At 45.6% G+C, this 18120-nt stretch carries 15 protein-coding genes and 1 tRNA gene; 11 read left to right on the top strand and 5 right to left on the bottom strand.

Annotated features, from left to right (window positions below; translation table 11 throughout):
• Nucleotides 1-58 precede the first annotated feature (58 nt).
• Complete coding sequence (locus JMY03_RS00940) at nt 59-1624, bottom strand: alanine/glycine:cation symporter family protein (protein WP_201558883.1); 1566 nt, start codon at nt 1622-1624, stop codon at nt 59-61.
• A gap of 743 nt (nt 1625-2367) precedes the next feature.
• Between JMY03_RS00940 and JMY03_RS00935 the strand changes: the two genes are divergently transcribed.
• From JMY03_RS00935 to JMY03_RS00920, 4 genes are all read left to right on the top strand, one after another.
• Nucleotides 2368-2997 carry a LemA family protein gene (locus JMY03_RS00935; RefSeq protein ID WP_201600134.1) on the top strand — a complete coding sequence of 210 codons (630 nt, stop codon included), beginning with the start codon at nt 2368-2370 and terminating at the stop codon, nt 2995-2997.
• Nucleotides 2998-3045: 48 nt separating this feature from the next.
• Complete coding sequence (locus JMY03_RS00930) at nt 3046-4209, top strand: TPM domain-containing protein (RefSeq protein ID WP_201600132.1); 1164 nt, start codon at nt 3046-3048, stop codon at nt 4207-4209.
• A gap of 88 nt (nt 4210-4297) precedes the next feature.
• The gene (locus tag JMY03_RS00925) at nt 4298-4822 is read left to right on the top strand and encodes a TPM domain-containing protein (RefSeq protein WP_025644474.1); all 525 of its coding nucleotides are present in this window, start codon (nt 4298-4300) and stop codon (nt 4820-4822) included.
• A 48-nt stretch (nt 4823-4870) separates the two neighbouring features.
• Nucleotides 4871-5872: an adenosine deaminase gene (locus tag JMY03_RS00920; RefSeq protein ID WP_201600130.1), complete on the top strand. Its 1002-nt coding sequence runs from the start codon at nt 4871-4873 to the stop codon at nt 5870-5872.
• A 42-nt stretch (nt 5873-5914) separates the two neighbouring features.
• Here JMY03_RS00920 and JMY03_RS00915 read toward each other — a convergent pair whose 3' ends face one another.
• Nucleotides 5915-6709 carry an SIR2 family NAD-dependent protein deacylase gene (locus JMY03_RS00915; protein ID WP_201558893.1) on the bottom strand — a complete coding sequence of 265 codons (795 nt, stop codon included), beginning with the start codon at nt 6707-6709 and terminating at the stop codon, nt 5915-5917.
• Nucleotides 6710-6777: 68 nt separating this feature from the next.
• Here JMY03_RS00915 and JMY03_RS00910 point away from each other — a divergent pair, with 68 nt between their 5' ends.
• Entirely contained in the window at nt 6778-7131 is a 354-nt protein-coding gene (locus JMY03_RS00910) for a hypothetical protein (RefSeq protein WP_201600128.1), read from the top strand.
• Nucleotides 7132-8106: 975 nt separating this feature from the next.
• Here the strand turns inward: JMY03_RS00910 and JMY03_RS00905 are convergent.
• Nucleotides 8107-8183, bottom strand: a tRNA-Arg gene (locus tag JMY03_RS00905).
• Between the two features lie 317 nt (nt 8184-8500).
• On the opposite strand from JMY03_RS00905, the gene JMY03_RS00900 reads away from it, so the two are divergent.
• The 4 genes from JMY03_RS00900 (at nt 8501) to queF (ending at nt 12455) form a co-directional block, all read left to right on the top strand.
• The gene (locus JMY03_RS00900; protein ID WP_025644469.1) at nt 8501-9169 is read left to right on the top strand and encodes a c-type cytochrome; all 669 of its coding nucleotides are present in this window, start codon (nt 8501-8503) and stop codon (nt 9167-9169) included.
• 303 nt (nt 9170-9472) lie between these two features.
• Nucleotides 9473-10435, top strand: a complete 963-nt coding sequence (locus JMY03_RS00895) for an ABC transporter ATP-binding protein (protein ID WP_201600126.1) — start codon at nt 9473-9475, stop codon at nt 10433-10435.
• A gap of 32 nt (nt 10436-10467) precedes the next feature.
• The gene (locus JMY03_RS00890; RefSeq protein WP_025644465.1) at nt 10468-11241 is read left to right on the top strand and encodes an ABC transporter permease; all 774 of its coding nucleotides are present in this window, start codon (nt 10468-10470) and stop codon (nt 11239-11241) included.
• A gap of 341 nt (nt 11242-11582) precedes the next feature.
• A complete protein-coding gene (queF, locus tag JMY03_RS00885; RefSeq protein WP_201600124.1) occupies nt 11583-12455 on the top strand; it encodes an NADPH-dependent 7-cyano-7-deazaguanine reductase QueF in 873 nt (290 codons plus the stop codon).
• A 78-nt stretch (nt 12456-12533) separates the two neighbouring features.
• Here queF and JMY03_RS00880 read toward each other — a convergent pair whose 3' ends face one another.
• Nucleotides 12534-14255 carry a proline--tRNA ligase gene (locus JMY03_RS00880; protein ID WP_201559653.1) on the bottom strand — a complete coding sequence of 574 codons (1722 nt, stop codon included), beginning with the start codon at nt 14253-14255 and terminating at the stop codon, nt 12534-12536.
• Nucleotides 14256-14683: 428 nt separating this feature from the next.
• Here JMY03_RS00880 and JMY03_RS00875 point away from each other — a divergent pair, with 428 nt between their 5' ends.
• Nucleotides 14684-15433 (top strand): DUF4230 domain-containing protein, encoded by a 750-nt coding sequence (locus JMY03_RS00875; protein ID WP_201600121.1) that lies wholly within the window; start codon nt 14684-14686, stop codon nt 15431-15433.
• A gap of 155 nt (nt 15434-15588) precedes the next feature.
• Here JMY03_RS00875 and JMY03_RS00870 read toward each other — a convergent pair whose 3' ends face one another.
• The gene (locus tag JMY03_RS00870; protein WP_201600118.1) at nt 15589-17232 is read right to left on the bottom strand and encodes a cryptochrome/photolyase family protein; all 1644 of its coding nucleotides are present in this window, start codon (nt 17230-17232) and stop codon (nt 15589-15591) included.
• Nucleotides 17233-17426: 194 nt separating this feature from the next.
• On the opposite strand from JMY03_RS00870, the gene JMY03_RS00865 reads away from it, so the two are divergent.
• Nucleotides 17427-18083 (top strand): phosphoribosylanthranilate isomerase, encoded by a 657-nt coding sequence (locus JMY03_RS00865; protein WP_201600115.1) that lies wholly within the window; start codon nt 17427-17429, stop codon nt 18081-18083.
• Nucleotides 18084-18120: the final 37 nt, after the last annotated feature.

Genomic DNA, 18120 nt, shown 5'->3' with positions numbered 1-18120 from the left:
CTGCGAGTTTCTATAAATAGGACGTTTATTCTTTCTTGAAGCGGCCTTTGATTAGAGTCTAAACTCTAGGATCTTTACGCAGACCTGCTTCTTGGTTCTTTAATGCCACTTCAGCGGCATGACGATCTTCCCAATAAGTTGCGTTTTTGATACCGAACTTCTTAGGATCAAAGACGAATCTATTAGCAGTCGTACCACCACCTGCTTTGAGCTGAGCCTCGTAATCACGCAGGATATCGATAGCAGGACGCGCCACAAAGAAGATAATGATAATACCAACGATGTTGAGCCAAGCCATCAGACCAACGCCGACATCGCCAAGTCCCCAGATGAAACCAGAGCTGTTAAGCGCGCCGTAAGCAACCATGAACATGATAACTAGCTTGACCACGAATTGACCGGTTTTACTAGCGCCTTTACCCATAGAGCGGGTGAGGAAAGAGATATTAACCTCAGCGATGTAGTAGTAAGCCAGAATAGTAGTAAAGGCGAAGAAGAATACCGCAACAGCAATGAAGGTATCACCGAAAGTACCGTAGACTGACTCCATTGCCATCTGAGTAAATGATGGCGAGCTTATCTCAACGTCAGCTGCGACGTTTTGTACGATGAACTGACCATCAGCCAACTCACCTTGAATGTTGTACATACCGGTAGATAAGATCATAAAGGCAGTAGCAGAACAAACGAGCAAGGTGTCGACATATACTGAGAATGCCTGTACCAAGCCCTGCTGCGCTGGATGGTCAACCGCTGCAGCTGATGCTGCGTGTGGGCCTGTACCCTGACCGGCTTCGTTCGAGTAAATACCGCGCTTCACGCCCCAACCGATAGCAGCACCAAAACCAGCTTGTGCGGTAAAGGCATCACCGATGATCATACCGAATACTTGCGGGATCATGCTAAAGTTAGTGAACATAATAAGTAGCGCTAGGATGATATATCCTAAAGCCATAAAAGGAACTGCGTATTCAGTAAAGGTTGCAATACGCTTGATACCACCAAAGATGATAAAGCCTAGAACCACTAGAATGATAGCTAAAGCGATTAGACGAGTAGAGCCTGTGTCTATGCCCATAAAGTTCATCGCTGAACCTTCGCCTGCGACCTGTGCGACAGCATTAATAACGCCGTTTGCCTGTACGCCCGGTAGGAACACCCCACAAGCGACGATCGACGCAATGGCGAATAAAATACCGTACCATTTTTGGCCAAGTGCGCGCTCAAAGTAGTAAGCGGGACCACCGCGATACTCGCCAGTGACGACGTCACGCTCTTTATAAATCTGACCTAAAGTAGACTCGACATAAGCCGTTGATGCGCCCAAGAAGGCGACAACCCACATCCAGAATACCGCACCTGGGCCACCGAAACCGATAGCGGCTGCGACCCCGGCGATGTTACCCATACCGACGCGGCCTGCCAGTGATACGGCTAGTGCCTGAAACGATGAAATACCATCATTATCAGGTTTACCCTTAAATAATAGTCTTAACATCTCGCCGAATAAACGCACTTGCACAAAGCGCGTCATTATAGAATAAAAAAGCCCGGCGCCTAGGCATAAATATACCAGCGCTGGGCTCCAAATAATGTCATTTGCTAAACCAACTAAACTTTCCATATCTATATTCCTCAAACGTCCTCAGTAGCGTATCGATAATGATAGAAGCCGCAGCGTGATACAAGCTATCTTGGGCTTCTATTGAACGTCCTACTGAGTATGAGTTTTTTGTGTTTACCCGCGCGGCTCATCGCTTCATTCCATGAATACTTTTTTGTAACGTTCCAACAAACCATGAGCTACGGTGCAATTCCATTGGCCGTCTTAGTCACTACACGATAGTAATATCTTTATGTCATAATGACTTAAAAAATATCATAGGTTAGTTTTTTAAAACATTATGCTAAGTCGATAATCAGTTTATTAGTACTGACAGTTAGCGTAATCACTATATGTCAAAATCAGACTTTGTAACAGACTATCTCTATCTAGTATTAAATCTACTACTAAATGTATGCTAACCGTACGGCTGCGTAACAGCAATTTGCCATATTTTTTGGTAAATTACTAGATATTTCTCACCTCATAACCTCTTTTTTGATTATATAAATTAAAAGGCAATTTAAGTTTAGTTCTAGGATTAGAATGATATGAAGGTTGTCGAATAAAGATTTTGATTTCTTGCAAGGTAGGCAGCTACTAGTTTGCGGTTGTGTTTTGGTAACGGTCAATTGTAAAACCGCTATGATGTTGCCATCATTAGCAGCATAGACTTAGGCTGCCTACATGCCGTCTTAAGAAACGCTATATGTAGCGGTCTATAAGTTTGACTCATTATGAGATTATTATTTGGAGATATATCAATGGCACGACAATCTATTACTAAGCCCTTATCTTTTATTAAACCCTTATTATTGTCAGCGGTATTAGCGACCTCAGCGGTGAGTCTAAGCGGTTGTGGTTATAACAATCTGCAATCACAAGATGAGCAAGTTACTGCTTCTTGGTCAGAGGTGGTCAACCAATATCAGCGCCGTGACGATCTGGTGCCAAACTTGGTCAATGTGGTCAAGCAGTATGCTGAGCAAGAGCAGGAGGTCTTCACACAAGTGGCGCAGGCGCGCTCACAAGCGGGCGGAATCACCGTGACGCCAGAGCTGCTTAATGACCCAGAAGCAATGGAGCGTTATGCAGAAGCCCAGTCGCAGATGACTGGCGCACTATCACGTCTTATGGCAGTGTCCGAGCGCTATCCGGATTTAAAGTCTGATGCACTATTCCAAGACCTACAAGCGCAGTTAGAAGGTACGGAGAATCGTATCGCGGTTGCGCGTAATCGTTATATCCAAGAAGTGCAAGGCTATAATACGACCGTGCGCCAGTTCCCGACCAATATTACGGCTAAAGTGTTCGGCATGGAGACTAAGCCGAACTTTACGGTAGCTAATGAAGACGCTATCTCTACCGCGCCTGAAGTTGATTTTGGTGAATAGTTTTTAGCAGGTCATTATTTGAAAAAAACATTAGGTAAGATAGATCAGATGAGTAACTCTAGAGCAATCGTAACCGCCGTATTATTGGCCCTTAGCACTGCGAGCACTTCTGCGCTGTCTGCCGCGCAGAATGAGGTCGCTGTGGCTAGCGCTGACGGGGATGTGCAGAATCAACGCAGCGTTGAAGACTTAGTCGCTATTGCAAAAGCGGGTGAGTCCAATGAAGCGATCAATGATGCGGTGCTCGGTAATGAGGCGATCAACGACGCTATATTAGGTAACGATGCTATCAACCCTAATGCTAATAGCAATGCCGCTAATCCAAATCAAGCGAACAATCAGCCGCCTGTACGCTCTACTGCTACCGGCGTTGATGCAGATAAGCTTATTCTCAACAGTCCAGTCGTCGATCAAGCTAATATCCTGAACCCCCAACAAAAACAGCGTCTAGAGGCACAGTTGCAAGGCATCTATCGTAAGGGGCTTGCGCAAGCGGCTATTGTTATTGTACCAACGACTGGCGGCGTACCTATCTTTGACTACTCTTTGCAAACCGCTGAAAAATGGCAATTGGGCGAGGCTGATACCGATGATGGACTTTTGATACTAGTGGCGGTGAACGATCGTGATATCTATATTCAGTCGGGTTATGGGTTAGAAGGCGTGCTACCAGATGCTGCTCTCAACCGTATCATTCGTGAAGATATCACCCCTTACTTTAAGCAAAACGATTATGGCGCTGGACTACTAGCGGGCTTAGATAAAATCGAACAGCGCCTAACTGCCGATCCAGAGATCTTGGCCCGCGCCGATGCGCAAGCAGAAGCGCGCCGCGCTGAGCAAGGTTCAGATGAGGTGCCATCGCCTATTTTTTTATTCCTTATGGCGATGATATTCGGTAGCTTTATTACTAATATATTTGGCCGTGTGCTCGGCTCTATTCTGACCGCAGGCGGGTTTTTTGCCGGTTCTTTGGCTTTAGGCGGCGGTGTCTTTATGACCATCATTATGGCTATATTTATATGGCTATTCTTAATCTCTCGCGGCTCAGGCGGCGGTGGCCGTGGTGGACGCGGCGGCGGCGGCGGTATGATATTCTTACCCGGTCTTGGCGGTGGTAGCGGCGGCTTCGGCGGCGGTGGTTTCGGTGGTGGCGGCTTCGGCGGTGGCGGTGGCGGCTTCGGTGGCGGCGGCGCTGGCGGCTCTTGGTAGCCTGCGCGCTATTCATCTGGCCGCGCCTAATTCCTAATTGAGTCAGTATTTATTCATAGAGCAATAGTATATTTGAGGATAAACAAGCATGGTCCAAGATAACTCGTCGCAGGCAAGTTTCGCTCGCTTATGGCGTCAGGTCGCATTTGTACCCGTGCTACATAGTAGGTGGTTGACGCCTGAAGCTCGTGCACGTCTGACGGCGAAAGTAACTGAAGCTGAGATCGGTCATCGCGGTGAGGTATTCTTGATTATAGAAAATGCCTTACCGATACAGTCCGCTTATCATATGGATGCGCGTGCGCGTGCTGTAGACCTCTTCAGCGACTACCGCGTTTGGGATACCGAAGAGAACACTGGAGTCTTAGTCTATGTCAACATCTGTGAGCAAAGCTTAGATATCATTGCTGATCGCGGTATCAGTGCTCATGTTAGCCCAACTGTGTGGCGAGCGATGTGTGATAAGGCGGTCGCCGGTATCGCTAGTAAAAAAGTCGAGGAGAGTCTAGCCGATTTGCTTGATGAGATTGGGCAGCTGCTGCGCCAATACTACCATCTCGAGCATGACCCTGCTGGTAATGAGCTATCCGATGGAGTAGTTTTTTTGAAGTAAGGCATCAATATTAGAACGTATAAAAGAGCGCAGAGTAAAGGTAAAACAATGATTGAGCTGATAAAAAAACTACCAAAAGCGGAGCTGCATTTACATATCGAAGGTTCGCTTGAGCCAGAGTTGATGTTTAGGCTAGCGAAGAAGAATGACGTGACTATTCCTTATGAGACTGTAGATGAGGTACGCGCCGCTTATAACTTTAGCGATTTGCAGAGCTTTTTAGATATTTATTATGCTGGGGCTAAGGTGTTAATTACGGAAGAGGATTTTTATGATCTGACTTGGGCTTATATGCTGCAGTGCGTGGACAATAATATCGTTCATACTGAGATATTTTTCGATCCGCAAACCCATACCGAAAGAGGTATTGAGTTTGCAACGGTCATCGGTGGTATCAAAAGAGCGCTTAGCGATGCCAAGGAGCAGTACGGTATTACCTCCGCTATTATCATGTGCTTTTTGCGGCATTTGTCTGAACAAGAAGCCTTTGAGACCTTCGAGCAAGCCTTAGCGTACAAAGACGATATCATCGGTGTCGGTCTCGACTCAGCTGAGATAGGTAACCCGCCGGCCAAGTTTGAAGCGGTATTCAAACGCGCCAAAGCAGAAGGCTTCAAGCTTGTCGCTCATGCTGGTGAGGAAGCGGACTTTAGCTACATCAATGAGGCTCTAGACTTACTAGCGATTGAGCGAATCGATCACGGCGTACAATCGATCAATAGCCCAGAGCTGATGCAGCGTCTAAAACAAGAGCAAATACCGCTTACTGTCTGCCCGAATTCTAATATTGAGCTTAAGGTATTTGACGATTATCCGCAGCACAATATCAAGGAGCTGCTCGATTATGGCCTAAATGTCAGTGTCAACTCTGACGATCCGGCTTATTTTAAAGGCTATATTAATCAAAACTTTATTAATCTTTATGAGCATATCGACTTGTCGGCAGACGACATGATAACTTTAGTCAAAAACTCCTTTAAATCGGCATTTATCAGCGAGGAGCTAAAGCAAGCGTATCTAGATAAAGTAGATGCTGCTGTGAGTAGTTAACAACGCTTATAGCAAATCATACTTAGCTTGTGTCTTGATACGCTACTTATCTGTTTTGTCTGTTAGTTGATTAATCAATACTGGCATTACTGCGCCTGCTTTAGCTGCTAGTGTGATGTCGACTACCGTGCTTGGCGTAGGGTTGGGATTGACCTCGATGATCTTGGCACCGTTTTGCTTCGCCAATTGCGCAAGACCTGCAGCTGGATAGACGAGGCTTGAGGTACCGATACTCATAAAGACATCGCAATTCGCTGCCGCCTCTTCAGCCATTTGCCAAGCAGCAACCGGTAGCGCCTCACCAAACCAGACGATATCAGGGCGAATATAACTGCCGCAGTGAGGGCAAGTGATGAGCTGCTCATCAAAATCAAGCGGCTTGTCTTTGGCATTATCCTCATAAACGCTATCGCACTGGCTACAGCGATTTTTCCACAGATGACCATGCAAATGAATAGCGTCGCTGCCTGCTTGCTCATGTAAGTCATCAACGTTTTGGGTGATTAAGGTAATATGCTGACCTAATGATGAGCTTGCGGCTTGCCACTGCGCTAAGGCTTGATGCGCGGGGTTGGGCGCTTTATCATGCACCAACTGCCGACGCCACTGATACCAAGACCAGACCAGCTTAGGATCGCGCGCAAATGCGACAGGACTGGCTAGATCTTCGGCGCGAAACTTCTCCCATAAGCCGGTTTGCTTATCGCGAAAGGTTGGGATACCGCTTTCAGCTGAGATACCCGCACCAGTCAAAATACAAACGCGCTTGGCGGACTGCAATAATTGCGCCGCTTGTTCAACTTGTCCTATTAACTCCGCTGATAATTCTGCTACCATAACTGAACCCTCATTCTCTAACGTTTACTCGTCTAAACTCAATTCAATAACGATGGATGTCTCCCTTTATGATAGACGGAATATGGTGGCTTGTCATACTCATAAGTGTAGTCGTTGGACTATGGCTACTGGCCAAGGCGCGTGGTGCCAAAGCGGCGAATGGCGCCAGTACTAATGAGCTACCCAAGAACGACCCACTGCAAAAGACTGCAGCCTTAGTCAAAAGGATTTTTCCTGAGTATCAAGTCAGCCGCAAAGCCAAGCATCTACTCATCAGCCGTCAAGGTAAAAAAGTCGCGATGATTACTATTGACAAGAGTCTTGCTGCCGGTGCGCGCAGATTAGGTGAAGTGCCGATTATGAATTATCACCGCGTGCCTAGTCGCGATGTGTTGACGGCTCATTTAGCAGACGCAGAGTAGAGCAAATCCAGTTTTAGCGATAACTCAACCTAGCTCTTTTTATAAGCTCTATAATTTACTTGTTTTACTAACTAATTATTAGGGCGTGTTGCACATTCGACCATGGCACTGACAGCGACTATTTTTTAGGCGATTCGATGTTAAAAATAATAAGTTTAGTCATTCTAAGCGCTTATTTTTAACGATGAAGCGGCAAAAAAGAGTCCTGTCCCCTGCTTTTATCGTTGGGTCTGATGCTAAAATTGCCCCATACTGCGTTATAAATCTCGCTAAGGCATCTGCATTATCGTCGCTTTATGCCTTGTCTGGAAAAATTTTAGCGATCAGCAGTGCCTATTTGCGAATGTTCAACACGCCCTAGTTATATTTTAATATTTCTATACAATGAAGATTAAATAAAATATATTAGAGTGACAGGGCGCCTTTGCTATATATAAAGAGAGTTCTTTATGAGTAATATTCGCTTTTTCTCGTATTCGCTTGCAGTGTTTAGTTTGATTGCTCTACTAGCGGCCACTCTTGTCATCAGAATCGTTTATTAAAAATAACGAAGTAACAAGACAAGCAATGCCTTGAGTAAAAAACATATGAACACAGCAACAGTAAACCGATATATTTTGTATGATTGATAATAAGACTAAAAGCCTTTAAGAGGGCTTTTTTTATGCCTATAAATCGTGCAGTCTTGAGCGCATCTGATGCGACTTGCAACGACGTTATACTTAGACGTTATGCTTAAATAATAAGCGCAGTTGTCTTATGTTTGCTGCTATTTTACAGCGATAGAATCTTGGTTTAAGTGATACTAGAGCTAGAGACTGCACTGAACTATAAGCGGAATGCTTAATAGTGATACGTATTAGAGGCTTATTGATAGTACTGAGGAGTTTTAATAGTACTGAGGGATTCACTCAAAAGAAAAGCGTCAGCCGTTAAGCCAAAAGCGCAATCTTAGGAAGGGCGAAATACGATGATTGGTGCGCTCGGCGGGAATCGAACCCACGACCCTCGGCTTCGGAAACCGATACTCTATCCAACTGAGCTACGAGCGCTTGTCTAAAAATAAAGACCGCTTAGTCTAACAAATAAAAGCAGCAAAGCCAACGATTGATGCGGCGCTTTATGCTTTTTTGCGAAAAAACAGCATAGTCAGTAAACAGGCATGGCAATTTACCCGCCTTTTCCCTTATAATGTTAGGGAGAATTCATACTGATAAATAATCACCGATGACAAGTGCGCCTGCATATAGAATAATCATGCCTGCTGCCCAACAGCGAACTCGAGAATTATCAAAGTTATGCTGTCATAAGGGTAAGGCGTCAGCTATTCAACGCCGCCACTTGTCTACGTAATAAGAGAACGTGACGAATGAGAAAAGTAGTGATGTTATCGGCAGCTGCCATTCTAGGAATCGCTAGTATCGCTGTGAGCCAAGCTGAAGAAATAGTGGATACGCCTGTAAGCGTCTCTGATGTAGAAGAAGCGCAGGAAGTGGTAGAAAACGCACCGCAAGTATTGGGTGATGACACCCAAGCAGCAGCTGATACCACCGAAGAAGTAGCTGAGGGTGATGCGGCAATGGCTGAGGACGACACGGCGGCTGACGAAACGGCGCAAGCGGCAGCGACCCCTGCTGTTGAAGAAGAGCCAATCCCTGAAGATACACCGCAAGTACAAAAGCTAATCGCGTTATACCCAAATCTCATTGCTCGTATTCAGCCTGTCGGCAACATCTGCTATGAAGGCGAGACTTGTAACGTTACGACTCGCGCTGCTACCCCTGCAGCAGGTGACGGCCCTCGTGATGGTGCAACGGTCTACAATGCCGTATGCCAGACTTGTCACGCATCTGGCCTATTAGGCTCGCCTATGTTAGGTGATGCTGGTGCTTGGGGACCGCGTATCGCCAAAGGTGAAGCGACTTTATATGATCATGCCATCAACGGCTTTAATGCTATGCCTGCTAAAGGTGGTGCTTCTATCCCTGACGAAGAAGTCGAAAACGCAGTGGATTATATGATTGCCGAAGCAAGTTAAGCTGCTGTAACGCTATTATATAAGTGATGCTTAACCAGTAACCAACTTACAATTAATCAGCAGTCGTTTTTTGAATGAGCGTCTATTTCATAAGTTGAGATAGGCGTTTTTTTAGCGCGTAATATTGCAAGTTTGGTAATGATTAAAATTATTAATACTGTAGTTAAGACTTTCCCCTTAAAACTCAGTTGAAATACCTGTAGATTAGCCTCACTTAGACAGCTTGCAGCAATGATGATAAAGCAATCTTATAGAAATACAAAAACGTCATAAACCATTTATAGAATCAATAAAGAGGTCTTCATGTCTGAGGTACCAGCACTTGAGATTAAAAACTTGTCCAAGACTTATGATAATGGCTTTTCAGCTCTAAAAGGGGCCAATCTGACTGTGCCGCAAGGTGGGTTTTTTGCGTTGCTTGGGCCTAATGGTGCTGGCAAGTCGACGATGATTGGTATTATCAGCTCACTGTTTAAGCCAACGACCGGCAGTGTAGAGATCTTGGGCACCGATTTATTAGCCAATCCTTCAGTCGCTAAGCAGTACCTTGGCGTGGTGCCGCAAGAGTTTAATTTCAATATGTTTGAAAAAGTTGGCGATATCTTGATCACCCAAGCAGGCTACTTCGGTATACCAGCGAGCGAAGCTAAGCCGCGTGCCAAACGCTTGCTAACAGCTTTGGGATTATGGGATAAACGCGGTAGTAAAGCGCGTGAGCTCTCAGGGGGTATGAAGCGGCGTTTGATGATTGCTCGCGCGCTGATTCATAAGCCAAAGCTGTTAATTCTTGATGAGCCGACAGCGGGTGTCGATATTGAGCTGCGCCGCTCTATGTGGGAATTTATGCAGCAGATCAACGTTGAAGAAAACACCACGATTATTTTGACTACGCATTATCTAGAGGAAGCGGAACAGCTGTGTAAGCGTATCGCTATCTTAGATCATGGTGAAATACGCATTAACACTGAGATGAAAGACTTACTCGGGCAACTATCAGTTGAGACCTTTGTCTTAGACTTAACAAAACCGCTGACAGAGTCTTTGGTTATTGAGCAAGTCACTGATATTGCGCAGCCCGATGAGATGACTTTGGAGGTCACCTTGACCCAAGGCGAGACTCTGAACTGTGTGTTTGAGCAATTAACAGAGCGCGATATTGATGTCGCCAGTATGCGTAATAAGTCGAACCGATTAGAAGAGCTATTTATGCGTTTGGTGGAGCAAAATATTCAGAGTGCAGATAGTATGAAGGAGGCAGGACTATGAGAGAGCCCGTCGTTGTAGATCCGAATGAGTCTATGTCTTGGAGCAAAAAATGGATCGCTTTTAAGACCATCTTATTAAAAGAGATCCGCCGCATCTTGCGTATTTGGCCGCAGACTTTATTACCTCCTGTCATCACTATGACTCTATACTTTATCATCTTTGGGCGCATGATTGGCGATCGAGTGGGCGAGATGGGCGGCGTGCCTTATATGCAGTTCATCGTCCCGGGCCTTATCATGATGGCGGTGATTACCAATAGCTATTCAAACGTCGTCTCAAGCTTTTTTAGTGCTAAGTTTACTGCCAGTATCGAAGAGCTACTGGTATCGCCCGTCTCTAAGCATGCGATTTTGACGGGTTATGTCAGCGGCGGTATCTTTCGCGGGCTAGTGATTGCCTTTATTGTCTCTATCGTGGCGCTGTTCTTTACCGATTTGGGAATTGAGCATTTATTTGTCACTATCTTTACGGTACTTGGCACGTCTATCTTATTCTCGTTAGGCGGCTTTATTAACGCGGTATTTGCGCGCTCGTTCGATGATATCTCTATCATTCCAAGCTTTGTATTGACGCCATTGACCTTTTTGGGTGGGGTGTTTTATTCGATGGAAGATTTGTCGAGCTTTTGGCAAAACGTCTCGCTATTGAACCCGATTGTCTATATGGTCAACTCATTCCGTTACGGTATCTTGGGTTACTCTGACGTCAACGTTTGGTATTCGATGGCGGCTATTTTTGTCTTTTGCGTAGTGTTCTATGTCATCTCTTATCGCTTGCTCAGTGACGGCTCGCGGATTCGCTTGTAGCTTGAGTTACGATAGTTCGTTTTTAATCAGTCACGTTTAGGGCGTGTTGAACATTCGCAAATAGGCACTGCTGATCGCTAAAATTGTTCCAGACAAGACACAAAGCGACGATAATGCAGATGCCTTAGCGAGATTTGTAACGCAGTATGGGGCAATTTTAGCATCAGACCCAACGATAAAAGCAGGGGACAGGACTCTTTTTTGCCGCTTCATCGTTAAAAATAAGCGCTTAGAATGACTAAACTTATTATTTTTAACATCGAAACGCCTAAAAAATAGTCGCTGTCAGTGCCATGGTCGAATGTTCAACACGCCCTAATAGCATAGACAAAAGGCAAGTTATGAGTATCCATGGCATTTTAGGCGAGCAAACCACCGACTATCCGACCAAGTACAGTCCTGAAACCCTGTATCCGATTGACCGTAGTATGGGGCGCGAAGCTATAGGCTGGCAATTTGATAAGCCCAGTATTGCTAAACTTAGCATCGGTATGGACTGGTGGCACGCATTTGAAGTCTCTTGGCTAAACACGCAAGGTATCTCGCAAGTCGCGATGGCGCGTTTTAGTATCCCTGCGACGTCGCTTTTTATCGTCGAGTCCAAATCGCTGAAGCTTTATCTGAATAGTATTAATTTTACTGAGTTTGCCAGTTGGGACGAGGTTAAGACAATGCTAAGCAAAGATTTATCTAACTGCGTGCAAGGTGAAGTCAAAGTTGAATTATTTGATTTAAATAATAGAGATTCAGAGCTACTCATTACTCAGCCGAAGGGCGTATGTATCGATGATACGCTAGCGGATAGTGACGAAAAAATAGCTCTGACTTCGCATCCTGATGCTTCATTATTAAAAGCTAAAACGCAACAATCAAGTCGTGACAGTAGTCAGCGGTTCAGCTTTTATTCCAATCTACTGCGTAGTAATTGTCCGGTGACCAATCAGCCCGATTGGGGAACGCTAGCAGTAGAGGTGAGTAGCGCTATCGAAGTTGATGACGCGAGTATGCTGCGCTATATCTTAAGTTTTCGTCAGCATAATGGTTTTCATGAGCAGTGTGTCGAGCAGATATTCGCTGATTTAAGTGAGTTCTATCAGCCTACAAAGCTGATGGTCAGAGCTTGGTACACGCGCCGCGGCGGTATCGATATTAACCCTTGCCGTGTCAGTGATATCTCACTATTGCCGAAGCCAAGTCGTTTGATTCGCCAGTAGCGCGTGTCATTGAATAGGCCGCAAAAAAAATAGCCTAGCTCATTTAATGAGCTAGGCTATTTTTTATATTGAAGCGTATTAACCAACGACCTTTGCCAATACTTCCTCGCGGCTTAGCATTTGCTTCTCACTATCGCGGCGATCGACATACTCATACTTATCTTCAGCTAAGTTGCGATCGGAGACCACAATGCGATGCGGAATACCAACCAGTTCAAGATCAGCAAACTTAACGCCTGGGCGCTCATTACGATCATCGAGTAGGACATTGACGCCTTTCGCTTTTAGCTCTTCATAAAGCGCAGTTGCCGTCTCCATCACCGTGTCTTCTTTGGATTTCATTGGTACGATAGCGACTTCAAATGGCGCTAAGGAGTCATCAACATCTGGCGTCTGTGGCCACATGATGCCGTTCTCGTCGTTATTTTGCTCGATAGCAGCGGCGATAATACGGCTCACGCCAATACCGTAGCAGCCCATCATGAGCGTCACAGGCTTGCCATCTTCGCCAGAGACAGTAGCATTCATCGCTTGAGAGTACTTATCGCCCAACTGGAAGATATGACCGACTTCGATACCGCGCTTGATTTTTAGCGTGCCTTTACCATCAGGAGAAGGGTCGCCTTCTTGTACGTTGCGCACATCGACGATGCGGGTGATACGGGTGTCACGCACCCAGTTCATACCGATAGTGTGTTTATTAACGACATTAGCGCCGGCCACAAAGTCGGATAAAGTGGCCGCTGAGCGATCGACAAACACAGGCATATCTAGGTCAACGCCGATATAGCCTTTATGCAGCCCCGCCGCTTTTAGTTCTGCATCAGAGGCAAGTGTTAGTGGCACATTGGCTTCTTCGATTTTCTCTGCTTTGATGGTATTGAGCTGATGATCGCCGCGCAAAACTATGGCGATTAGCTGCGGCGTATCGTCTTCTTTATGACCATGGACGATCAAAGTCTTTACCGTATTCGCCAGCGGGATATCTAAATGTTCAGCAACCATCTTACAAGAGGTCATACCTTCGGTGAGCACATCTTCGCGCGCTTGCTTTGGCGGCTGGCGCTCAGCCATATTAAAGGATAAAGATTCGGCAAGCTCAACATTCGCCGCGTAATCAGAGGAGTCAGAGAAGGCGATATCGTCTTCGCCGCTGTCCGCCAATACATGAAACTCATGCGAGGCAAAGCCGCCGATAGAGCCGGTATCTGCTTGTACGGCACGAAAATCTAAGCCTAGACGAGTAAAGATACGCGTGTAAGCGTCGTACATATCCCGGTAAGTCTTGGCAAGCGAGGCTTGATCGACATGGAACGAGTAGGCGTCTTTCATAGTAAATTCACGCGCGCGCATCACCCCGAAGCGAGGACGAATCTCATCACGGAATTTGCCTTGAATTTGAAAGAAAGTAATCGGTAGCTGCTTATAGCTACGTAGCTCGCTTTGAGCTAAAGTAGTGATGACCTCTTCGTGGGTGGGCCCAAGTACAAAGTCGCGATCATGGCGATCTTTGAAACGTAGCAGCTCAGGACCATAGTCCTCAAACCGGCCGGTAGTTTGCCATAGCTCAGCGGGCTGAGTCATTGGCATAAGCACCTCTTGCGCGCCGATATTTTGCATCTCCTCACGGACGATACGTTCCACCTTTTGTAAGACGCGTAGTCCTAAAGGCAACCAAATATAGAGTCCAGAAGCGATTTTACGAATAAGACCGGCACGCACCATCAACTGGCTGGAGGCGATATCGGCATCACTTGGGGTCTCTTTTAGCGTGGCGAACAAGAACTGACTGGCTTTCATAAATAAAGCGTAACCTTATCTTCAATCATACAATAAATAAAAAAGACGCTAAACGTAAGGCTAAAATTTTATGCCAGCGCTAGCTTGCCTTGGTAAGAAGTCGCTGAAACGAGTCGATTAACGCTCTTTATAATAGAGCTTTTATAATGCTTCAGCGTAACCTGTCTATGTTAGGTAAAGTTAGGCTCAGACGCAATGACTTTTTGTCATTTCCATCCTAGCAAGCCTTTATTATTAACACAAAGCGAATGATTAAAAGATAACTCACTTAAGGTTTGTGTTGACAATAAGTAGCGACGCCTTGAAGTTAGGTGCTTTGATAGCATTTAAGTAGCAGTATTTATTTAAGCTTATGATTTTAAGATAAATATTCTGCACTGAATTTTTTAAGCTGCACACAACAAATAATCCATAAAAAGGTAGCCGCTATGAGTACTCCTGAGCAACCCGTTTCTGATCCTAATAATAGGCTTGTCAAAGAGCGTAAGGCTAAGCCAAAAATTGCTAAGATGTCGTGGCTACTACTTTTTGTGGGTCTGGCGGCGTTGGCTTTTGCGATTTATATCATGCAAAACAGTGCTGAGGAAGAGCCTGTTGAGACGATTACTAGAGAAGGCGTTGTCACCCAAATTCAGCAGCTTAATCGTCTGCAAACGGTGGCTTTTAGTGTCGATACCATTATTACTAGTGAGCGCGAGGGCAGCTGGGCAAAGCTGTGGCAAGATGAGCAAAAGGCGTTGTTCATTGCTAAAGGACGCGTGCAAGCAGGTATCGATCTGAGCGCCTTGACGCCTGAGATGGTACAAGTGGTGCAGCCTACTAATGAGCAGCTCGAAGCCGCGGATAACTCGACTACGCCATCATCGATCATGCCAAAGATTAATATCACTATACCGCCCTCAGAGGTGTTTGCCGTATATCTTGATGATATCGAGATATACGACTGGCAAACGGGCGCGTTTGGGATGATGCAAGTTGATCCGGCGATATTGGCACAAGCGCAAAGTATGGCCAAAAAAGAAGTGCTTGAGCGTGCCTGCCGCGGTGATATGATGACCATGGCACTGAGCAACGCGCAAACACAATTGCAGCAGCTATTTGCGATGACAGGAGCGGTAGTTACTGTTACCACGCAAGGCGCGGGCGCTTGTCGCATGCCGGCGAGTACCGCGAGTTAACTTGGTCAAATTAACTGATTCAAATTAACTTAGTCAAACTAGATAAGTTCTAAGTGTTTAGCTCAATATAAAAAAGCGCTCAGTTACCGATAATTGAGCGCTTTTTTATGGCAACTTTCAGAGGTATGCTTTTCGTATAAATACTGAGCTATGCTTTATTTTTTAAACTCAGCAATAGCCAGTTTGCGCACTTCTTTATGCTCAACCATAGGCACAGGGTAGTCTATATCTGCAAACTCGCCGCCTTTTTTTAGTGCTTTACGCATTGTGTCCTCAGAGTGCAACGTGCTAACAGGGACGTCTTTGAGCTCTGGCAGCCAAGTCTTGATAAACTCGCCCTTAGCATCATGGCTTTTGCCTTGGCTAAAGGGGTTCATAATGCGGAAATACGGCGCAGAATCCGTACCCGTAGAAGCGCTCCATTGCCAGCCGCCATTGTTAGAAGCAAAGTCACCATCGATCAGCTGCTGCATAAAGTAGCGCTCGCCCCAGCGCCAATCGATGAGCAAGTCTTTGGTCAAAAACATTGCCGTCACCATGCGTAAGCGATTATGCATAAAGCCTGTGGCATTCAGACAACGCATCGCGGCATCAACTAACGGCACACCTGTTTTGCCTGCGCACCAAGCGGCAAAGTCATCTTTATCATATGACCAATTGACCTTATTATCGGCGTCTTCTTTATAAGCTTTATGCTCGATGAGTTTGGGTTTATCGACTAACACATGACGATAAAAGTCGCGCCAAGCCAGCTCGCTTATCCAGCGATTGATGTCCTCATTATCGCTATCATTACCGTGCAGTTTTTCTTGCGCTTGCGCTGCTTGCAGGTAACATAGCCTTGGACTGATAGCGCCAATCGTTAAGTAGGCCGACAGGTGACTGGTACCTTGCAAAATAGGCTTGTCACGACTGACATCATAATCTTCGATATCCTCAGCGACAAACTCCTTTAAACGTTGTATAGCAGCGTCTTCACCTGCTGGATAATCCTCACGTGCTTGCTTAAGCTGCGCAGACTTATCGGTGAATTTTTGCTCGTCGTCCTCTAAAGGTTTTTGATAGTCAGCGACTATTTTGTGCGCAAGCTTTTCTATACTGGCGCTAGTATTGGCATTGTCTGTGGCAGACTTTAGTGTCATAGATTTTATGCGAGCTTTGGTTTTATTATTAGCAGTCACTTTTGTAGCTTTATGAGCGCTAAGCGAACCTGCCTCCAACGTATCGCGCCATTTACGATAAAATGGGGTAAAGACTTTATACATGCTATCGCCGTCATTAGTGGTGATGCTCAGCGGCGGCAATATACACTGGTCATGATGGCGGATAAACTCGATGTCATCATTAGCAAGCTGCTTTGTCAACTTTTCATCGCGATCGATTTCATTGCCTTCGTACTCGTGATTGGCCATAACGGTAGTAATTTTTTGCTCTGCACATAGCTCAGTGATAGCGTCTATAGACTTATCAAAATCGGCACATAGATAGACGTTTAAAGCGATATTTAACTGATCTTCTAGCTTTTGCGCTAGTATCGGCAGAGTACGCGCGATATGATCGACTTGTACGAGCGAGTCATCATGCTCATACCATTGCTCAGGAGTGATAAAGTAGACGGCGGTAACAGGCGCTTCACTGGCATTAGCCTGTTCACAAATAGCGGCCAAAGCGGTATTGTCATGGTTACGCAAGTCACGACGAAACCACATTAGATAATGGGGCGAATGTGCATTATTATCCGGCTTTTTTTTACTATCGTTATCTTTACTGCTGCTAGTTGCCGCTGTCTTTTTAGACATTGAAAAGTCCTTATGGTAATCATAAACAAAACTATGAATAAAAGTATGCTAGGATAAGTTTTTGGATGCAATTGATTTGGCTTTGAGTTAACAAATCACCCTCATTTCTAGAGCTGGGCGCCTCTATTAATCGCTAATTTATGAACAGCCACTTTATTAAGACAACTTCAAGTTTACTTGGCTAAGGTCAAAATATGCAGGTAAAATTTTGCGGATTCACTCAGCTTGCTGATATTGAGGCAGCTATCCAGCTAGGGGTCGATGCGGTAGGCTTAGTGTTTTATCCGCCAAGTCCGCGTGCGGTGACCATAGCGCAAGCGCAGCAATTGACTACCGGAGTACCAGCCTTTACTAGCGTCGTCGCTTTAGTGGTCAATGTGGATAAAGACGAGCTTATGGAGTTAGCCGATAAAGTCGCTTTTGATATTATCCAGTTTCATGGCGATGAGAGCCCTGAGCAATGTCAGCAACTGGCTAATAGCGTGCATAAACGTTGGATAAAGGCGCTACGTATCAATAGCGAACAAGATACGCTAGCGAGCGTCCAAGCTAAAATTAACGATTTTGCTAGCGCTGGTGCAAGTAGTATTTTACTTGATGCTTATAATCCGCAGAAATATGGCGGTACGGGCGATCAGTTCGATTGGGATTTGATCCCAACAGACAGTGCGCTGCCTATTATATTGGCAGGCGGGCTTGATGCTGATAATGTCGCTGCAACTTTAGATCTACCTATCCATGCGCTCTACGCGCTCGATGTGAGCGGCGGTATTGAGTCCGCGAAAGGTAAAAAGGATGAAGACAAAATGCGCGGCTTTATGAAAGCGGTCAAACGAGATCGATGGCAATGATCGGTGAAGAGATTGACTATGGCCGAGATCAAGGCAA

The organism is Psychrobacter submarinus, from assembly GCF_904846685.1.
Classification (GTDB): Bacteria; Pseudomonadota; Gammaproteobacteria; order Pseudomonadales; family Moraxellaceae; genus Psychrobacter; species Psychrobacter submarinus.
Note: the sequence above shows the minus strand (reverse complement) of the source record. Positions and strands in the feature narration are given on the sequence as shown.